The 16805-nt window shown below is 67.5% G+C and carries 17 protein-coding genes and 1 riboswitch; of the genes, 8 read left to right on the top strand and 9 right to left on the bottom strand.

Annotated elements, in window-relative coordinates; translation table 11 throughout:
* Positions 1-365: 365 nt before the first annotated feature.
* The 3 genes from P5F91_RS19195 to P5F91_RS29895 all read right to left on the bottom strand — a co-directional run bounded on the left by P5F91_RS19195 (position 366) and on the right by P5F91_RS29895 (position 2356).
* Positions 366-1037, bottom strand: coding sequence for a hypothetical protein (locus P5F91_RS19195; protein WP_277907962.1), 672 nt, complete (start codon positions 1035-1037; stop codon positions 366-368).
* Positions 1038-1111: 74 nt separating this feature from the next.
* The gene (locus P5F91_RS19190) at positions 1112-1813 is read right to left on the bottom strand and encodes a relaxase/mobilization nuclease domain-containing protein (protein ID WP_422394486.1); all 702 of its coding nucleotides are present in this window, start codon (positions 1811-1813) and stop codon (positions 1112-1114) included.
* A 177-nt stretch (positions 1814-1990) separates the two neighbouring features.
* Positions 1991-2356, bottom strand: coding sequence for a plasmid mobilization protein (locus P5F91_RS29895; protein ID WP_422394485.1), 366 nt, complete (start codon positions 2354-2356; stop codon positions 1991-1993).
* A 411-nt stretch (positions 2357-2767) separates the two neighbouring features.
* Between P5F91_RS29895 and P5F91_RS19185 the strand changes: the two genes are divergently transcribed.
* On the top strand, positions 2768-2992 hold the full coding sequence (locus tag P5F91_RS19185) for a hypothetical protein (protein ID WP_277907960.1): 225 nt from the start codon (positions 2768-2770) through the stop codon (positions 2990-2992).
* A gap of 286 nt (positions 2993-3278) precedes the next feature.
* Here P5F91_RS19185 and P5F91_RS19180 read toward each other — a convergent pair whose 3' ends face one another.
* Positions 3279-4175 carry a LysR family transcriptional regulator gene (locus P5F91_RS19180; protein ID WP_277907959.1) on the bottom strand — a complete coding sequence of 299 codons (897 nt, stop codon included), beginning with the start codon at positions 4173-4175 and terminating at the stop codon, positions 3279-3281.
* Between the two features lie 120 nt (positions 4176-4295).
* On the opposite strand from P5F91_RS19180, the gene P5F91_RS19175 reads away from it, so the two are divergent.
* Positions 4296-5837: a proton-conducting transporter transmembrane domain-containing protein gene (locus P5F91_RS19175; protein ID WP_277907958.1), complete on the top strand. Its 1542-nt coding sequence runs from the start codon at positions 4296-4298 to the stop codon at positions 5835-5837.
* 26 nt (positions 5838-5863) lie between these two features.
* Positions 5864-8242 (top strand): YbcC family protein, encoded by a 2379-nt coding sequence (locus P5F91_RS19170; RefSeq protein WP_277907957.1) that lies wholly within the window; start codon positions 5864-5866, stop codon positions 8240-8242.
* Between the two features lie 22 nt (positions 8243-8264).
* On the opposite strand, the gene P5F91_RS19165 is transcribed toward P5F91_RS19170, so the two are convergent.
* Positions 8265-9110 carry an EamA family transporter gene (locus P5F91_RS19165; protein WP_277907956.1) on the bottom strand — a complete coding sequence of 282 codons (846 nt, stop codon included), beginning with the start codon at positions 9108-9110 and terminating at the stop codon, positions 8265-8267.
* 154 nt (positions 9111-9264) lie between these two features.
* On the opposite strand from P5F91_RS19165, the gene P5F91_RS19160 reads away from it, so the two are divergent.
* Positions 9265-10314: an RDD family protein gene (locus tag P5F91_RS19160; RefSeq protein WP_338424082.1), complete on the top strand. Its 1050-nt coding sequence runs from the start codon at positions 9265-9267 to the stop codon at positions 10312-10314.
* Here the strand turns inward: P5F91_RS19160 and P5F91_RS19155 are convergent, their stop codons facing one another.
* Together P5F91_RS19155 and P5F91_RS19150 are read right to left on the bottom strand one after the other, a co-directional pair.
* Positions 10315-11139: a CbtA family protein gene (locus tag P5F91_RS19155; RefSeq protein ID WP_277907955.1), complete on the bottom strand. Its 825-nt coding sequence runs from the start codon at positions 11137-11139 to the stop codon at positions 10315-10317. It lies immediately after the preceding gene.
* A 21-nt stretch (positions 11140-11160) separates the two neighbouring features.
* Positions 11161-11379 (bottom strand): CbtB domain-containing protein, encoded by a 219-nt coding sequence (locus P5F91_RS19150; protein ID WP_004274006.1) that lies wholly within the window; start codon positions 11377-11379, stop codon positions 11161-11163.
* Between the two features lie 32 nt (positions 11380-11411).
* Positions 11412-11576, bottom strand: a riboswitch (cobalamin riboswitch).
* A gap of 1 nt (position 11577) precedes the next feature.
* Here P5F91_RS19150 and P5F91_RS19145 point away from each other — a divergent pair.
* On the top strand, positions 11578-12186 hold the full coding sequence (locus P5F91_RS19145) for a histidine phosphatase family protein (RefSeq protein WP_277907954.1): 609 nt from the start codon (positions 11578-11580) through the stop codon (positions 12184-12186).
* Here the strand turns inward: P5F91_RS19145 and P5F91_RS19140 are convergent.
* Positions 12183-13289 (bottom strand): threonine aldolase family protein, encoded by a 1107-nt coding sequence (locus P5F91_RS19140; protein WP_277907953.1) that lies wholly within the window; start codon positions 13287-13289, stop codon positions 12183-12185. The two genes, P5F91_RS19145 and P5F91_RS19140, sit on opposite strands and share 4 nt — an antisense overlap.
* Positions 13290-13536: 247 nt before the next feature.
* Between P5F91_RS19140 and folB the strand changes: the two genes are divergently transcribed.
* Positions 13537-13902: a dihydroneopterin aldolase gene (folB, locus tag P5F91_RS19135; protein WP_277907952.1), complete on the top strand. Its 366-nt coding sequence runs from the start codon at positions 13537-13539 to the stop codon at positions 13900-13902.
* Positions 13903-13996: 94 nt separating this feature from the next.
* Here folB and P5F91_RS19130 read toward each other — a convergent pair whose 3' ends face one another.
* Positions 13997-14989 carry a LysR family transcriptional regulator gene (locus P5F91_RS19130; protein ID WP_277907951.1) on the bottom strand — a complete coding sequence of 331 codons (993 nt, stop codon included), beginning with the start codon at positions 14987-14989 and terminating at the stop codon, positions 13997-13999.
* Positions 14990-15314: 325 nt separating this feature from the next.
* On the opposite strand from P5F91_RS19130, the gene P5F91_RS19125 reads away from it, so the two are divergent.
* Together P5F91_RS19125 and P5F91_RS19120 are read left to right on the top strand one after the other, a co-directional pair.
* Complete coding sequence (locus P5F91_RS19125; RefSeq protein ID WP_145613115.1) at positions 15315-15893, top strand: TetR/AcrR family transcriptional regulator; 579 nt, start codon at positions 15315-15317, stop codon at positions 15891-15893.
* 93 nt (positions 15894-15986) lie between these two features.
* Entirely contained in the window at positions 15987-16730 is a 744-nt protein-coding gene (locus P5F91_RS19120) for a 3-oxoacyl-ACP reductase family protein (protein WP_277907950.1), read from the top strand.
* The last annotated feature ends 75 nt before the right edge of the window (positions 16731-16805 follow it).

Genomic DNA, 16805 nt, shown 5'->3' with positions numbered 1-16805 from the left:
GTGGCCAGCACGGTGCCGCTGCCGATGGAGATGCTGGCCAGGCTGTCGCCGACATAGTCGTTCAGCACGGTGCCCCACAGGCTGGTGCCCTGGGTGTAGCCTCAGGCGGTACAGCACGGTGATCACGGCCGAGGGGCAGGTCGGACTTGCTCCTCGACCGGCCGAGTTTGCAGTCGGTGGTCGGCGACGCGGCGGACGCCAAGGCGATCCCGGAAACGGCCCGCCGCCCGAACCTTCATTTCGTTGCGGTGAAGAGCGCGAAACATCAGGCCCGGGCTGTCACCTTCCGGACCCATCAGTGCTTTGTGAGGCAGCGGGCGCAACTGAGACTTATAAATTTATTCGCCAGCCCGACAATACATTACTTATATTTCCGGGATCAGCGACCCATCCGACACTAACTCTGCTCGAGATTTCATGTTGGTAGCCTGGGCTGTCGGTAGGAGAGACAGAGTATTCGCCGATTGACGATAAATTGGTTCCTGGTCGTCGCTGCTCAGTAACCTGCTCAACTGAATCCCGCCAGCGGAGGCTAAGTTGTCGCCGAACTTTTCGGCGACGCGGCGGGCAACGCTCATGGCCATATCGAGATCGATGTCGGCGCCTAAATCGATCCAGGCAACATGCTCGCCCGGCGCTGCCCCGGCAGCAAAGGCAACCTTCCAGCTGTCATTGGACAGGCGATCCAGCACCTCAGCGCTTGCGTCGGGTAGTTGCACGAACCGGGGGTCGTTGGGTCGGACATGGATTTCCCAGCATGCCATGCCACCAGTTGCCAGTTGGAGAAGAATGTGGCGCGTCCTATCCGCGCGCAACGAACGCCGCTGCGTAGTACCGGATTGGCGATCTTTGATGCTGATCTGGTAGGAGGATGAGGGAAGGGCTTCAAGAAAGTGGTTGATCCTTTGCGCGATAAAATCAGGCGCATCGGTCGGGCGTTTGCCGTCAGGTTGTCGTCCGTCAGTCTGCCGGGGCTTTTCACGAAGACTTCCAACTGGCCCAACCACCCGGCTCGGCTCGCGATTGATTGGAATCACGACAACGGGTTCTTCGTTTACCTTGGACTTGGAAGTTGCGGTTCCGACTACGTGGGGGATGTTGTGAATGGCCGCTACGGCCGCTTGTGCGTCCGGGCCGCCCCACCATCAATTCTATGGCTTTGGCCACCTGTCGGATCCGATTCTTTCGGCAAGGGGAAAGCGTGGAGGCGTGTCTCGTTGACGGCCTTGGCTTTGGGGATTGGCTCATGCTTCAGCCCACGCTTAAGTAAGCGCCCGTAGCTGTAGGCGCTCCCCAGACTGGACCCGCTGAAATGGTGTTCGCCAAGCGAAAAGGATATGCCGTCAAATTGACCGGATCGAGTGTACAGCCTCACACCGACACCAGAAGATCCTAGGCATCCAATAAAATCGGAGAGTGTAGGGTTGTCAGCCAATGCTGTATCGACCAAGGTCGCAATTTGAAGCCGAGGTATAGGCTGCATCTTGACGATCATTTCAAGATCAATACGCTTTACACGAGCAGGCTGCATGAATGCCCCTTCGCGGGCAAGCAATTGGGATGGATGGACTTGGATCAGGCCGAAGTCACGCTCAATGCTTCGAACAATTCTCTCTCCACGGAGATAATCGTAGCCATCATGGACGACTGAGCGGTCCACGTTGATGCGTGAAGCGACTATGTGGATATGGTCGTGTCCATGAAGGACAACGACGTGTGCTTCGAAACCCATCCCGGTTGCCCATTGGCGGCCGATTTCGGCCCACGCCATGTCGCTTAAGGCACGGCCCCTGGTGCGAGACGTAAACTGCAGTGGACAATGGCCCGGCCGACCGTAAGACGTAGCCGGCGTAAGGCCGCGAATTCGATAGCCATGGAGGGGGCGCTACCGGTTACCGTGCCGCCCAGGACAACCACCCTTTCGCGTGGTCTGCCGGCGCCGTCCACCCTGCCGAGGAGGTATTTCAGGAGCGCTCCCGCTTGATTCCGCTTACTGATCGCCTGGATCATTCCCGCTGCCCTTTTCCAGAATCGTGGTACGTGCCTTCGCCAGGAGCTCGATTGTGACAATGACGACTGCAGACAGATTGGGAGGCAGGTCGCTGCGCGCCTTGGCCAAGTGGAGGAGTTGGAGCAGGCTGTCCGCGGTCCTGGCAAAATGTCGCCAAACAGCAACGTCCGCCGCGGACGGCACGCCTCGTGGTACGGCGTGTCGAAGGATGGTGCGTCGCGCGTAGTCGCTAAGGGGGAGGCCGACGGCGGCAGCCTTTTTCTTGGCAGCGGTTCGCTCCGACGCTGAAAGCCAGACCTTGACAGGAGAGCGCGCGTGATCGGGAGAGAGTTTAGGGCGGGCCATGATATCGATGTTCACCTTTTGATGGGCGCAGCAGTCGCCCGGCCATTGCGAATGCCGCCCTGCCTGTGGCAGCAGGGAAGCAGAAGGGCGAGGCCTGGATCGACAAGCTCCGGTTTCAACGCCCAGGAAATGACCGGGCGGGTTTACCGGGCCCGCCAAACATGGCTAGCCACCTCCAGCGAATGGTCACCGCCACCTGTGGGAATGGACGAAGGAAAAATGAACCCCTGAGAATCAATCTATAAATCGGCATGGAATACGGCCTCCGACACAAACTTGGTGATGGAACGGATCACCCGGCGCCGAAGACGCGAACCTGGAGCAGGTCAAGTTTCCCAAGGCCGGACATCTGGCGTTTGACAAGTTAGAGCTTGGTGACCTGGCCTTTAGCTATTGGACCAGGGCGACGTGATGGCGGTCGCGACAGCGGCGCGATCCTTGACAATGCCGTTGGCAAATGACCACTTGCCTGCCTTTGGCCCGATCCAGCCAAGGCTCAAAGTCGCAGAGGGACTTGTGCCGGATCATTTCCCGAAAGTCGGCAACAATCTTCCTGATATCAACCAAGGTGAGGATGCCCCCTTTAATGGCCGCGACGACGACGGTTTCCGCTTCGGTCGGAGCGTTCCGTCCTGAGGTCATGAGCCGGGCGATGGTTCGGGCCGATGGCGTGCGGCTCGGGGCCTCGGCCTCGATCTGATCAGCCTGGCGCTGGCGGTTGGCCACTCGGCGACAAACCGCAGCAGCGTGTCTTTGCTCACGGGGCATTATCAATCGTTGCGCCAGTGTCGCCGCGGGCGGCCCGCTCGGGGCTGAAAATCGGCATGCGGTTTGGGCGCCAATCAGCATAGCAACTGGTTGGCTACATTGGGACCGTTGGGGCCGTTTGATCGCGCTGATCCACCAGCATGACGGATCGTCCTCAGCCCCTGGCCAACAACTCCGCCAGCAGCGGGTTGGGGAAGCGGCGCTCCAGCGTCACAGCCAGGAAACTTTCGACCACGCTGGGCAGGCGCCCGGCCTCCACCAACTCGCCATTGCTCAACTCATCCCGCACCACGATGGGGGGGATGACGGCCAGGCCGGCGTCCTCACGCACCATGAGGCGGATCATGGCCATGTCGTCCACCTCGGCCGCGATGCGCACCGAGATGCCCAACTGCGCCACCAGCGCGTCGAACGTCGCCCGCAGCGCCGTTTCCGGGGTGGGCAGGATCAGAGGATGCCGGGTCAGCAGGATTGCCAGCGGGACGCCGCCTTCGGAGTCGTCTCCCTGGGTGGGGCGCAGCCGGGCTGGTGTGCCAATGAGGCTGACCGCCTGCTCGTCCAGGCGATGGATCAGATAGGGGCTGGCGGCGTCACGGGGTGGGGCCAGGTTCGTCAGCACCACGTCCAGCGCCAGGCTGTCCAGCCCGCGCAGCAGTTCGCCCTGGGAGCCGGAACGCAGCACGACCTCCACATCCGGCCTGCCCAGCAGGGGTCGCAGGAAGCCGATCTGGAAGTTTCGCGATAGGGTGGCGAGCGCCCCGACGCGCAACGCGCGCTGTCCGCCGCCGGCATTGCGCAAGGTGGCGGACAGGTCCTCCGCCAAACGGAAGATCGCCACCGCATGGTCCAGCGCGATGCGTCCCGCCTCCGTCAGGATCAGGCCGCGCCCTCGGCGCTCGAACAGGGGGTGGCCCAGGCTGTCCTCCAGCGTGCGCAGCTGGGTCGACAGGGCGGAGGGGGAAAGATTCAACTGCCGCGCGGCCCCGGTCACCGTGCCCTCGGCGGCGACGGCCCGAAACAGGCGCAGATGGTGCAGGTTGAGTGAAGCCATGCCGGAATCATTCCAATAAATAGAACGTATTTCTTTAAAAGATGTAATTTTCTGGAATTCGCGCAAGGGCTATCTCCTGCCTGCGTTCCAATCCTGGGCCGCGTTTCCCTGGAGAGTTCGATGCCGTTGTCGAGCCTTGCCCCGGCCGTACTGCTGGCCGCGGCAGCCATCGCCCTGCTGCGCCCCGGCCGCCGCCCCCAGCTCATTCCCCTGATCGCCGAGGGGACGGCATTGGCCGCCTTGGCACTATGCCTGGCCGGCGCGGCGCGGTTCGCGTTCCTGGGGGTGGGCCAGGGAGGGGGGCATGACGGGTCGCTGGTGCGCCTGGATGTCGTCACTGCCCTGGTGGCGCCGACCGTCGCCTTCATCGGCTGGGTGGTGGTCCGCTATAGCCGCACCTATATGGACGGCACCACGCGGGAGGGGTGGTTCCACGCCCTGATGCTGATGGTGCTGGGCCTGGTGCTACTGCAGGTGCAGGCCGGCAGCCTGGCGCTGCTGGTGCCGGCGCTGGCGGCCATCGGCTTGGTGCTGCGCCAGTTGCTGCTGTTCTTCCCCGACCGGGCGCCGGCGCGGCGCGCGGCCACGAAATTCACCCTGGTCTGGGGGGCCGGCGACGTCGCGCTGATCATGGCCACCGGCCTGCTGTGGCTCGCCTATGGCACCATGGACATCGCGACGATCGAAGCCGCCGCCCGGCTGGCACCGCTTCCCCCGGCCGCTGAGGGGGCCGCAGGCCTGCTGGTCCTGGCCGCCTTGCTGAAGACGGCCGCCTTCCCCCTGCATGGCTGGCTGACCGAGGTGATGGAGGCGCCGACGCCTGTGTCGGCCCTGCTGCATGCCGGCATCATCAACAGCGGCGGGCTGCTGCTGATCCGCCTGGCCTGGTTGGTGCAGGCCAGCCCGGGGGCCATGGCGGCACTGGTGATGCTGGGTGGGTTCACCGCCCTGTTCGGCGCCTTGGTCATGCTGACACAGAGCGCAGTCAAGACGGCCCTGGCCTGGTCCACGGTGGCACAGATGGGCTTCATGCTGCTGCAATGCGGGCTGGGCCTGTGGCCCGTCGCGATGCTGCACATCCTGGCGCACTCGCTCTACAAGGCGCACGCCTTCCTGTCCTCCGGCGGGGCCATTCGGGCGGTGCAGGCCACCCGGCGCCCCGGTCCGGTGGCGACCCCCGGTGTCGGAGCGGTGATCCGCGCCTTCGGGCTGGCGCTGGCTCTCTACAGTCTGGCCGCCGTCGGCTTCACCCTGCTGGCCGGGCCGAAGTCGCCGCAGGCGCTGGCCCTGGGCCTGATCCTGGTGTCGGGCGTCGCCTATCTGGTGGCGCAAGGGCTGGCGGACGCCGCACCCCGGGCGTTGACCCAGCGCACGCTGGTCGCCTCCACCGCCGTCACCCTCTCCTACTTCGGGCTGCAGGCGCTGGCTGTGCATGCGGCCGGTGGCACCCTGCCCGCCCCGCCGGTGGCGGGGGCGCTGGAATGGGCGCTGATCGGGCTGACCGTCACCTCCTTCTGCGGGGTGGCGGTGGCGCAGGCGCTGTTCCCCCACTGGGCTCACCATCCGGCGGCGGCGGGCCTGCGAGTCCATATCGCCAACGGGTTCTATCTCAACGCCGCACTAGACCGGCTGATCGGCGGCTTCCGCACCGTCCGGTCCTGACGACAGTCACCACGGGAGACGACACCATGTTTCACGATCAGCCCGACATCGCGCCGGCACCGGCCAAGGCCCTGTTCGCGGCGGCCGAGGCGGCGATGCGCGCCATCCCGCCCGCCTTTCCCTTGGACGCCACGGTGGCCGTCAATCCCTTCCTGGGCCAGACCGGGGAAGATTTGGCGCAGGCCGCCGCCCGGCTGGCCCGTGTCGCCGGGGTCCGCCTGACCCGCAACCGCGCGGATTACGCCGCCATGATCGCCACGGGGGAGATCACCGCCAGCGACCTGGCGGCGGCACTGGCCGCCTGCCCCCATCCGGGCAAGCCGGCCCACGGAACCGCCCTGACGGCACTGGCCCATCAGGACCAGCCCACGCCGCAGGCGTTGCCCACCATCGCGGATCTGGCGGCGCGCGCCACCGGCACCGACTGGCCCGCGATCATCCGCCGCTGCCTGGGGCTGTGGGCGGCGGGTCATTTCGACCGGGGACAGGCCCTGTGGACGCCGGCCCCGGGATCATCGGCCTTCGCCGCCTGGCGGGAATGGGCAACCCATGACCTGACGCCCGAGCTGGCCGGCCTGACGGGGTTCTGCCGTCATGTCGCCAATTGCCCGGACACCCCAGGCCGCGCCCTGCTGCGTGCCGCCGCCGCGCTGGACCTCACGGCCGAGGCGGCGGAGACGGCCTTCCACCGGCTGCTGACCGACCTTGGGGGCTGGGCCCAGCATGCGCGATGGCTGCAATGGCAAGCCGAGCTGGCGGGCGATGGCGACGGCACGCTGGCCGATCTGCTGGCAATCCGCCTGGTATGGGAAGAGGCCCTGCTGGCCCATGTGCCGGCTGTGGCCCCGGCCTGGGCGGAGGTGCTGGCCGCCCACGCGCAGCCGGTGACGCCGGACGCCGACCTGGTGGCCGACACCATCCTGCAGCAGGCGGCGGAAATGGCCTATCAGCGGGGGCTGGACACGGTGCTGGGGGGAGCCGATACGGCCACTTCCGGGGACCGGCCTCTGTTGCAGGCCGCGTTCTGCATCGACGTGCGGTCGGAACCGTTCCGCCGGGCCTTGGAAAACCAGGACACCGGCATCGGCACGCTGGGCTTTGCCGGCTTCTTCGGCCTGCCCGTGGAGCACCGTCCGGCCGCGTCCGACCTGACAGAGGCGCGGCTGCCCGTCCTGTTGCCGCCCCGCCTGCGCTCCAGCGTTCCCCTGCCACCCGCCCAAGACCGGCAGCGGCGCATCGCCACCCGCTCCGCCCGCGCCCTGGGACGGTTCCGCCAGGCGGCGGTATCCTCCTTCGCCTTCGTGGAATCGGCGGGACCCTTGTACGCCCTGAAATTGTTGCGCGACACCCTGGGGCTGGGCCGAGCGCATGGAACCGACCCGGCGCCGGCCTTCACGCCCGCCCTGTCGGTGGATGTGAAGGCGGCGACTGCGGCACAGGTGCTGAAAGCCATGTCGCTGACGAAAGGACACGCGCGCTTGGTGCTGTTGATCGGCCATGGCGCAACGCTGCACAACAATCCGCACCACAGCGCCTATCACTGCGGCGCCTGCGGTGGTCATCCGGGCGATGTCTCCGCCCGCCTGCTGGCGGGCTTGCTGAACGATCCGGAGACGCGGGCGGGCCTGCCCGCCCATGGCATCGACCTGCCGGCCGACACCCTGTTCCTGGCCGGCCTGCATGACACGGTCACCGACCGCGTCACCTTGTATACTGATAGTGCCGGCCGGGATCATGAGGCGGACATCCGCCGCGCCCGCGATTGGCTGGACCGGGCGGGGCGCCAGGTGCGCCTGGAACGGGCGGCCCGCCTTCCCGGCGCCAGCGCGGCATCGCTGTCGGCCCGCGCCCGCAACTGGGCGGAGATCCGGCCGGAATGGGGGCTGGCCGGGTGCGCCGCCTTCGTCGCCGCCCCGCGCGCCGTGACCGCCTGCGGCAACCTGAAGGGCCGGGCCTTCCTGCATTCCTACGACTGGCGGGCGGATCGCGACTTCGCCACCCTGGAATTGATCCTGACGGCGCCGGTGGTGGTGGCCAGCTGGATCAGCCTGCAATATTACGGGTCGGCCGTGGCGCCCACGCTGTTCGGCGGCGGGGACAAGCTCATCCACAATGTCACCGCCGGCATCGGCGTGGTGGAGGGCAACGGCGGCACGCTGCGCACCGGCCTGCCCTGGCAAGCCGTTCACGACGGCGAGCGCCTGGCCCACGCGCCCCTGCGCCTGTCGGTCCTGGTGGAGGCGCCCCGGCACGCCATCGCCGAGGTGCTGGCCCGCCACGAGGAGGTGCGGGCGCTGTTCGACAACGGCTGGCTGACCCTGTTCGCCCTGGAACGCGGGCGTATCACCGCGCGCTGGCATCGCGGCAGCGGCTGGGACGAGGCCGGGCTGGCCCGCGCCGCCTAAGGCGGTCGTTCCGCCGCCCGCCTCACGCCAGGCGCAACACCATGGCGCCCACGGCGATGAGGCAAGCGGCGGCCAGGCGGCGAGGGCCCACCCGCTCCTTCAGCACCAGGCCGGCGATGGCGGTGCCGAACAGGATGGAGCTTTCGCGCAGGGCAGCGATGACGGCCACCGGGGCCACCGTCATCGCCCACAGGGCCAGGCCATAGGAGATCAGGGTGCCGGCGCCGCCCACCAGACCCCGCGGCCATTGGCGGATGACGTGCTGCAGGAATGTCCGGCGCCGGGCCAGCAACGCCCAAGCCACCAGCGGCACGCCGTTGAGCAGCACACCCCACAGCACATAAGACGCGGGCGCGCCCGACAGGCGGACGCCGTGGCCGTCAACCAGGGTGTAACCGGCGATAACCACGGCGGTCAGCAGTGCCAGGCGGGTGCCGGTGGTGCCGCCGCCCGGCCCACCGCGCCGGCCCACCCACGCCATGCTGAGAATGCCGGCGCAGATCACACCGACCCCCAGCAGGGCGTGAAGGGACAGCGCCTCATGCAGCCACAGCCCGCTGACCAGCGCCACCAGCAGCGGCGCCGTCCCCCGCATCAGGGGATAGGTCTGGCTCATGTCCGCGACATGATAGGCGCGGGCAACCAGGGTCAGGTAAAGGATCTGCAGGACGCTGGACGTCACCAGATAGGGCCAGCTGGCCGCCGCCGGCAGGGGCAGGAAGGGCAGCGTCACGATGGCGATGAGGGCCGCGCCGCCCGCCACCAGGACGGCCGCCATCAGCTTGTCCCCCGCCCCCTTCACCAGGGCGTTCCAGGTGGCATGCAGCAGGGCCGCGAACAGGACGATGGCGAAGACGGCGATGGACATGGGGGCGATTCTGGTAGGGGACTTCCTTCTTACGAGGTGCGGCGTACCGCTGTCATCGCCGGCCCCCGTATGGCTGCCTTCCAATTGTCGGCCCGGCTGGTGACCCCTTACACGCTGTGACATAAGGTGATTGTGGATTTGTACGTTTAAGTGGATGAAAGGCCGGGAGAGGATGATGTCTGGGGATGATGACAACGGCGGCGGGGCGAACGCCACACCTGAGACTTCAGCGGACGCCTATGCCGGATTCTGGCGCCGGCTTTTTGCTTTCCTAGCGGATACCGTAGTGCTGATGGTTGCAGGCTATGCACTGGGCACGCTGTTCTTCGACCAGATGGCAGCCTTGGGCATCGCCGGCCGGATGGTCGGCTGGGGCCTGGCCATTCTCTATTTCGGCGTGCAGAACAGCCGCATAGCTAAGGGCCAGACCTTGGGCAAGCGTCTGCTGAAGGTGCGGGTGACAGGGATAGATGGCCACCTGCTGGACCCAGGCACAGCGCTGGTGCGGGCGGCGGTTCTGACCGCCCCTTGGTTCCTGAACGTCTACGCCCTGGCGGCCCTGTCCAACGACCGATCGGCCCAGATCCTGGGATGGGCCATCGGCCTGGTCCTCCTGGCCAGCGGCATGACGACCTTCTACCTGTTCCTGTTCAACCGGCCCAGCCGCCGCAGCCTGCATGACCTGCTGTGTGGGTCCTGCACGGTGACGGCGGCGTCGGCCTCAGTCCCAGCAAATCTCACTTGGCCCAGCCGCCGCGTCCTGATGGGACTGGCCGTCCCAGCAGCCTTGCTGGCGGCGACACCGGTGGTGTTCGTACGCTTTTTCGGCCCCACCCTACTGCCCATCTACGCCGCAGTTGATTCCCTGTCAGAGGTCATGACCGTGGGCGTCACGCAGCAAAAAACAATGCGGGTAGTGAATGTTTCCGGCAGCGCGGCACCTGCCTTGCCATCGGAATTCGTGGCCGTCAGCGCCCGCTTGCGCATACCGGTGCCAGCCCAAGACCAGCGCCGCGAACTGGCCCATGTCGCCGCCGCCGTGCTGAAGGCGGGGACCCTGGCTCCCACCACTCACTTGGTGGTGAGCATCAGCTATGGTTTCGACCTTGGCTTCGCCAGTTCGTACCGAGGCTATGGGGACGGCGGACCGGTGGCCGCCTGGAAAACCCTCATCGACCAGATGGCGGCTACGGGCCAAAACTGATCAGAACAGCGCCGGCCGATCACCCCGGCGCAGGGCCTGAAGGTCGCGGGACTGCGCCCGTTCGCACAGCCAGCCAAAGCCAAGTCCCAGCGCCGCCCACAGGGCGGCATGGATGCCCCAGGAGGCGATGCGGAAACGCCACAGCAGCTGGGCCGGGAATGTCTCCGGCACCTCGTTCACCTCGGGCAGGGCATAGCCCGCCGCGATCATGACCGCCAGGAACAGGGCGCCGCCGGCGAGGCCGGCGTTCCAGATGCCCCAGCGGGCGGCCAACCGGCGGGCCGTGACCACGGCCGCCGCCATGGCGGCGACGGACAGGATCAGCAGGATGAAGAACAGGGCGGTGCGCTGCTGGATGGAGTCAGGATTGCCCACCGCCGGGGGGTTGGCCGGATACTTGAAGGCCGGCACCAGAACCACGGCCAGGAAACCCAGGAGTGCCAGAATGGCGGCCAGGCCACGCGGCCCCAGGGTGCCCATGCGGCCCTGGGCGTAGGCATAGGTCAGGGCGAACATGCCACCCACGGCGGCGCCATAGACCAGCAGACCGGTCAGCAGGCCCCAGCCGCCCTGCGTGCCACGGCTGAACAGCTCTTCCTCCTCATCCGCCGCCTGGGCGTCATGATGATGATGGCTGTGCCCCGCCTCAACGGTGTCAGGGCTGGCGGCCGCGTCATGATGCTCATGCTCCCCCGTCGCCTGGGCCGCCTCGAAGGCGATGGCGCGTTCGACCGGCGGCTCACCGATCAGCGTGGCCACGCCGAAGGCAAGCAAACCCGCCAGGATGCCGATGAGCATCCCGCGGGCGAGATAAATTCCAACCATGATGGCGAGGGTCCTCCCGCCTCAGTGGCAGGGGAAGCCCAGCAGGTGGCGGGCGTCGTGCACGAACTCATGCACCTCACGGCCCTGGATCAGGGAGGTGGCGCCCTGCTCCGCCCCCACGAAATAGACCATCAGCACCAGCAGCAGCCCGCCGAACACGGCCCAGGGCAGCAGTTCAGCGGCGGAGATCACCGGCAGGGCAACGGCGGGGGTGCCGGAATGGGTGGTGGCGTGGGCCATAAAAAACGCTCCCTGGGATTACGCGTCCCGTATGCGGTCTGTGTCATGCGACGGGGGGTCTGGCTTCCGCACGCCCTGGAAAGGCCTGGGCGTTCGGTTACAGTGGCGCGACCGTGCCGGATTTGCACCGGCTTCCCCCATGCGCGGGCGATCCATTGATGGTAGGGAGGGGCCGTACCGCATTCAAGGACTATCTCCATGACAGCCCCCAATGTCATCGGCCGCCTGACCCTGCTGGCCCACGCCCCCACCCGGGCCCAGCGTGACGCCGTCTTCCCCCGGGCGGACGAAGCGGCAGAGGAAGCCGGCCTGGCCCAAGCCTCCCTGCTGGCGGAGGTGCGCGCCCTGCGTAAGGTGGATCGCCTTTGGACGGCGCCGGAGGTCCGCGCACGGCAGACCGCGGACGCGCTGGCCGGCGCCCTGAGGGTGGAGGCGCATGAGGACACGGCTCTGGCCGACCTGAACGTGGGCGACTGGCAGGGCCGCAGCTTGGCCGACCTGTCGGCCCATGAGGCGGACGCGGTGGGCGCGTGGTTAGGCGATCCGGAGGCCCGCCCCCATGGGGCTGAGTCGCTGGCGCAGCTGCGGGCGCGGGTGGCGCGGTGGCTGGAGCATGGGACGGCGGAGGGGCACACCCTGGCCGTCACCCACCCGGCCGTGATCCGCATGGCGGTGGCCGTCGTGCTGGAGGCGCCGCCGCAGGCCTTCTGGCGCCTGGACATCGCGCCGCTGTCGCTGACCGATCTGCGCTGGCACCGGCACTGGACCGTGCGCGCCGCCGGCGTGGACACGCGGGAGTTCCGTTAGGCGCCCACCAGCCGCGTGAAGTAGGGCAGCACCTGCGCATTGTCGAGGCCCAGCAGGGTGTCGCCGACATACAGCTCCGTCACGCTCCAGCCCGGCACGTCGGTGGGGCGGATTTCCCCCGCCACCCAGCGGCCCTCGTCGCCGGCGATGGCGTCCCGCGTCTCCGCCACCTCCTCCGCCGGGCGGTCGAAGAAGATGTGCAGCATGTTGGTCTGCGGCACGGCGGGGTTCAGGCGGACACCGGGAATGCCGGCCAGGCCTGCCGCCAGATCCAGGGTGCGGCGGTAGCAGGCGTCCATCAGGGCCAGTCGCGTCTCGAACCGCATGGCGGCGGTGGCCACCATAGGGCTCTGCCGGACCAGAGTGCCGCCCAGGCGCCGCTGCCACAGCCGGGCGTTGGCGATGAAATCGGCATCACCGGCCAGCACGGCCCCGGCGACGCCGCCGATGCCCTTGTAGACCGAGACGTAGACCGAGGCGAAGCCGGCGGCGATCTCGGCATAGCTGCGGCCGTAATAGGCGCGGCTTTCCCACAGGCGGGCGCCATCCATGTGCAGCGGCAGCTGGCGCGATCGCGCCAACTCCTTCAGGGCCTGCAGCTCGTCCCAATCCGGCAGCTGGCCGCCGATCTCGCGCAAGGGCAGTTCCACCAGCAGGCAGGCCAACGGCTGGGACACGGCCGCCAGGTCGCGGGCCAGGATGGGCCGGCGGCGATCACCCACCGGCACGCCGTGGAAGTTGAACAGGGCCTGGTAAGCCTCTTCCTCATGCAGGGCGAGGTGGGAGGTGTGGGGCATGCCGAAGCGGGGCACGCCGCTGACCTCGGTCCACAGCCGCATGGCGATCAGCTGGGCCATGACGCCACTGGGCATGAAGGCGGCCGCCTCCTTGCCCAGCAGACCCGCCACCGTGCCCTCGAACGCCATCAGCAGGTCGCCCTGGCCGTACTGGTCATGGGTGACGCCGTTCGCGTCGCACCAGTCGGCCACCGCCCGGAACTCCTCCGCCGGGGTCAGGGCGCGGAATCCGGGGAAGACGACGGGGCAATCCAGGCGCAAACGCTGGCGGTGAGCGGCGAGAGTCCCGGCGGGGGCGGCAGGCATGGGCATACGATCCGGTTTTACGGGAGAACCCGCTGGGGGATGGCCATTAGGACGGAGGGCGCCACCCTGCGATGGCCCCTTCCCCGGCGCAACAGCCAAATCACATGCCCACATTTATGCCACAGCGCAGGCAGGGCAAGGCGTGACGGAACGGCCGTGACAGCGCACCGGGGAAAGGGCAGCCTGTGCCGGGCCCAGTGTGCGGGACCCAGCGGCGTTGACCCCGGCCCTGAGAGGAAACTACCCCATGACCGATCACATCCTGGTCCACCGCATCGCCATCTACGCCCACCACGGCCTAACGGCGGAAGAGGCCAAGCTGGGCCAGCGCTTCTACATCTCGCTGGACTGTACGCTGGACCTGTCGGTGGCGGGCAAGGCCGACGATTGGGATTTGAGCGTGTGTTATGCCAAGCTGACGGCGGCCACCTCTCGTGTCGCCACCGCCCGGCGCTTCATGACCATCGAGGCGGTAGCGGAGGCGGTGGCCGGCACCCTGTTGGATGAATTCCCCCGCATCGACACCATCACGGTGCAGGTGGACAAGCCCTCCGCCCCCGTTCCCGCCATCATCGACGGCGTGTCGGTACGTATCAGCCGAGGGAGAGGATGATCCGCACCGGCATCATCCGCGCGCGAAGGGGCGGACCCGGCGACCCCGCCCTTTCCCTGGCCGCCCCCTTCCCTGACCATGGCGGCGTACAGGCTCAGGCGACGGCCTCCAGCCCTACGTGGCGCTCAGCCCGGCCGTGGACAGCCGCCATCGGCGCGGTGACGGCGGCGCCCCCCTGATAGCCACCGCACTGGCCCCAGCGGTGTACCTGTTGTTCCAACAGCGACAGGGCCAGCGTGGCAGCGTGGGGCAGTTGGCGTCCCAGGCGGGTCACCAGGTCGACGGTCGTGCTGTCGGTGTCGACGTCGCATAACGGCGTTGCCACCAGGCACCCATCCTCAAGATCGGCCAGAACGGCGGCCCGCGGCAGGATGGTGGCGGCGCGGCCGCTGAGCGCCAGTTCGCGCATGGTATGGACGGAATTGGTGGTGATGGTGGCGCGCAGCCAGACCTGGTGGCGCATTTCCGCCGCCGACAGCAGTTGGCGGATGCGGGTGTCACGCGGCGACAGGCACAGATCGTGGGCAGACAGATCCTGCAGGGTCACCGCCCCACGCTTGGCCACGGCGTGATCGGGGCGGCTGACCACCATCAGCGGCTGGCGGGCGGAGGTGCGGACGCGCACCTTGGGATCGCTGGGAATCTGGGCACCGATGGCGATGTGTACCTCGTCATCCACCACCATGCGCACCAGCTCGGCCGTGGAGACGGTGTGCAGTGCCAACTCGACGCCGGGATAGCGGCTTTGGAAGGTCTCCAGCACGCCCTGCACGGCCTGGACGGTGCAGCCCTCGCCCACCGCCAGTTCCACCGTGCCCATACGCATGCCGCGCAAGGCCTCGAGCCGGGCGGTGAAGGCCTCACGGTCGGCCATCTGCGCCTGGTAGTAGTCGAACACCATTTGCCCAGCGGTGGTGAGCTTGACCGACCGGCGGCCGGTCTCCAGCAAGGGCATGCCCATCGCCGCCTCCAGCTGGGCGATCTGCCGGCTGACCGAGGACACCGCCACGTTCATCTTCTGGCTGGCCGCCCGCATCGACCCATGGATGGCGGTGGCGTAGAAGTATTTCATCGCAACGTCTGACATCTCGCGTCCCTCATCTCTGTTCCGGGCCGGCGGTCGGGGAACCGCGGGCCTCGGGTCTGGTGATCACAGGGGGGAATGCCAGAGGTCCGCGACGGACCCCAACCAGGCGGCGGCTTAGCCCCCATTCGCCTTGCAGTGTATGTGCGCCAACCGCATCACTATTGTCCGGACCTGCACCGATTTGGCGTTAAGCCTTGTTAAATGTTGCAGGGCGGCACTTTTTGCGGCGGCCAATATCGCTTCACATCCAGAGACTTAGAAGAATCGTGCGGCTTTTTGTCGATTAATTCTGGACAGATTAGTCCGGAATCACTATCTAGAAGTCATGGCGAGACCCAAGGAATTTGACGGCGAGGCGGCGTTGGGCGCCGCCATCGCCCTTTTCTCCCAACACGGCTTCGAGGGCACCTCGACCGAGGCGTTGCTGCGCGCCATGAAGATCAGCCGGCAGAGCCTGTACGACACCTTCGGTGACAAGCGGCAGCTCTATCTCGCGGCCCTGCGCCGCTACAACCAGGAGAACGTGGCCGATTTCGTCCGCGCCATGATGGCGGCGCCCACGCCCCTGACGGGGGTGGAATACGCCTTCATGGCCTTCATCGCCAAGGCGGTGGCGTCCGACCATCCTAGCTGCCTAGGCGTCAGCGCCATTTGCGAGTTCGGCCGGGCGGACGCGGAGATCGCGTCCATCGGCGACGCCTCGGCCCACACCCTGGCCCAAGCCTTGAAAACCCAGCTGACCGCCGCCCGGGCGGCGGGCGAAATGGGAACGGACGTGGACGTTCCCACGGCCGCCGCCTTCCTGGGCGCCACCCTGGCCGGGCTGAAGGTGTCGGCCCGGGCCGGCGCGGACGCCGACACGCTGCGGCGCGTGGCCCGCCTGGCGCTGAAGAGCCTGAAGTGATCCCTTCCCATCTTTAGGCACCACAAGGCCTCAAGGATCGGGCTTAGCCTGATTTTGGACTGTTACATCTGTAACGATATGGAGATAGACATCATGACCCTTCCCTTCGGCGGGAAGATCGCCCTGGTCACCGGCGGCTCCCGCGGCATTGGCGCCGCCATCGTCCGCCGCTTGGCCCATGACGGCGCCACCGTGGCCTTCACCTACGCTTCATCGGAGGCGCCGGCCGCCGCCTTGGTGGACGAGATCAAGTCGGCGGGCGGCCGGGCCCTGGCCATCCGCGCCGACAGCGCCGACGTGGTCGCCCTGCGCCAGGCGGTGGATGAGGTGGCGCAGTTGCATGGCCGGCTGGACATCCTGGTCAACAACGCCGGCCTGCTAACCCATGGCCTGGTGGACGATTACCCGCTGGAGACCTTCGACCGCATGGTAGCGGTCAATGTCCGCGCCGCCTTCGCGGCGGTGCAGGCTGCCCTGCCCCACATGGGCATGGGCGGGCGCGTCATCACGACCGGCAGCGTGGCGGCCAACCGCACCGCCTTCCCCGGCGCATCGGTCTACAGCATGACCAAGGGGGCAGTGGCGGCGATGACGCGGGGCATGGCCATCGACCTGGCCCCCCGAGGCATCACCGTGAACGCCATCCAACCGGGCCCCACCGCCACCGACATGGTGCCCACCGACCCGGCCGTGTTGACCCGCCTGATGACGCTGATGCCCATCGGCCGCCTGGGCAAGGATAGCGAGATCGCCAGCCTTGTGGCCTATCTGGCGGGGCCGGAGGCGGGCTTCATCACCGGCGCCTGCCTGACCATCGATGGCGGCTACACCGCCTGATGCGGTTGGCGCAACAACGGCAGGGCGGGTTGTGAATGAAACCCGCCCCCCGTTCGCTGCCAAATCCGACGCGTG

Origin of the sequence: Nitrospirillum amazonense (assembly GCF_029594735.1) — a bacterium.
Taxonomy (GTDB): Bacteria; Pseudomonadota; Alphaproteobacteria; order Azospirillales; family Azospirillaceae; genus Nitrospirillum; species Nitrospirillum amazonense.
This window is presented reverse-complemented; position numbering and strand designations above follow the sequence as displayed.

Excerpts from the sequence above, each read along its gene's own strand:
- P5F91_RS19185 (WP_277907960.1), top strand. The coding sequence starts at position 2,768 with ATGGCGGTCGCGACAGCGGCGCGATCCTTGACAATGCCGTTGGCAAAT.
- P5F91_RS19175 (WP_277907958.1), top strand. The coding sequence starts at position 4,296 with ATGCCGTTGTCGAGCCTTGCCCCGGCCGTACTGCTGGCCGCGGCAGCC.
- P5F91_RS19145 (WP_277907954.1), top strand. The coding sequence starts at position 11,578 with ATGACAGCCCCCAATGTCATCGGCCGCCTGACCCTGCTGGCCCACGCC.
- P5F91_RS19180 (WP_277907959.1), bottom strand. The coding sequence starts at position 4,175 with ATGGCTTCACTCAACCTGCACCATCTGCGCCTGTTTCGGGCCGTCGCC.
- P5F91_RS19155 (WP_277907955.1), bottom strand. The coding sequence starts at position 11,139 with ATGGTTGGAATTTATCTCGCCCGCGGGATGCTCATCGGCATCCTGGCG.
- P5F91_RS19130 (WP_277907951.1), bottom strand. The coding sequence starts at position 14,989 with ATGTCAGACGTTGCGATGAAATACTTCTACGCCACCGCCATCCATGGG.
- folB (WP_277907952.1), top strand. The coding sequence starts at position 13,537 with ATGACCGATCACATCCTGGTCCACCGCATCGCCATCTACGCCCACCAC.
- P5F91_RS19120 (WP_277907950.1), top strand. The coding sequence starts at position 15,987 with ATGACCCTTCCCTTCGGCGGGAAGATCGCCCTGGTCACCGGCGGCTCC.
- P5F91_RS19170 (WP_277907957.1), top strand. The coding sequence starts at position 5,864 with ATGTTTCACGATCAGCCCGACATCGCGCCGGCACCGGCCAAGGCCCTG.
- P5F91_RS29895 (WP_422394485.1), bottom strand. The coding sequence starts at position 2,356 with ATGGCCCGCCCTAAACTCTCTCCCGATCACGCGCGCTCTCCTGTCAAG.
- P5F91_RS19160 (WP_338424082.1), top strand. The coding sequence starts at position 9,265 with ATGAAAGGCCGGGAGAGGATGATGTCTGGGGATGATGACAACGGCGGC.
- P5F91_RS19140 (WP_277907953.1), bottom strand. The coding sequence starts at position 13,289 with ATGCCTGCCGCCCCCGCCGGGACTCTCGCCGCTCACCGCCAGCGTTTG.
- P5F91_RS19150 (WP_004274006.1), bottom strand. The coding sequence starts at position 11,379 with ATGGCCCACGCCACCACCCATTCCGGCACCCCCGCCGTTGCCCTGCCG.
- P5F91_RS19165 (WP_277907956.1), bottom strand. The coding sequence starts at position 9,110 with ATGTCCATCGCCGTCTTCGCCATCGTCCTGTTCGCGGCCCTGCTGCAT.
- P5F91_RS19125 (WP_145613115.1), top strand. The coding sequence starts at position 15,315 with ATGGCGAGACCCAAGGAATTTGACGGCGAGGCGGCGTTGGGCGCCGCC.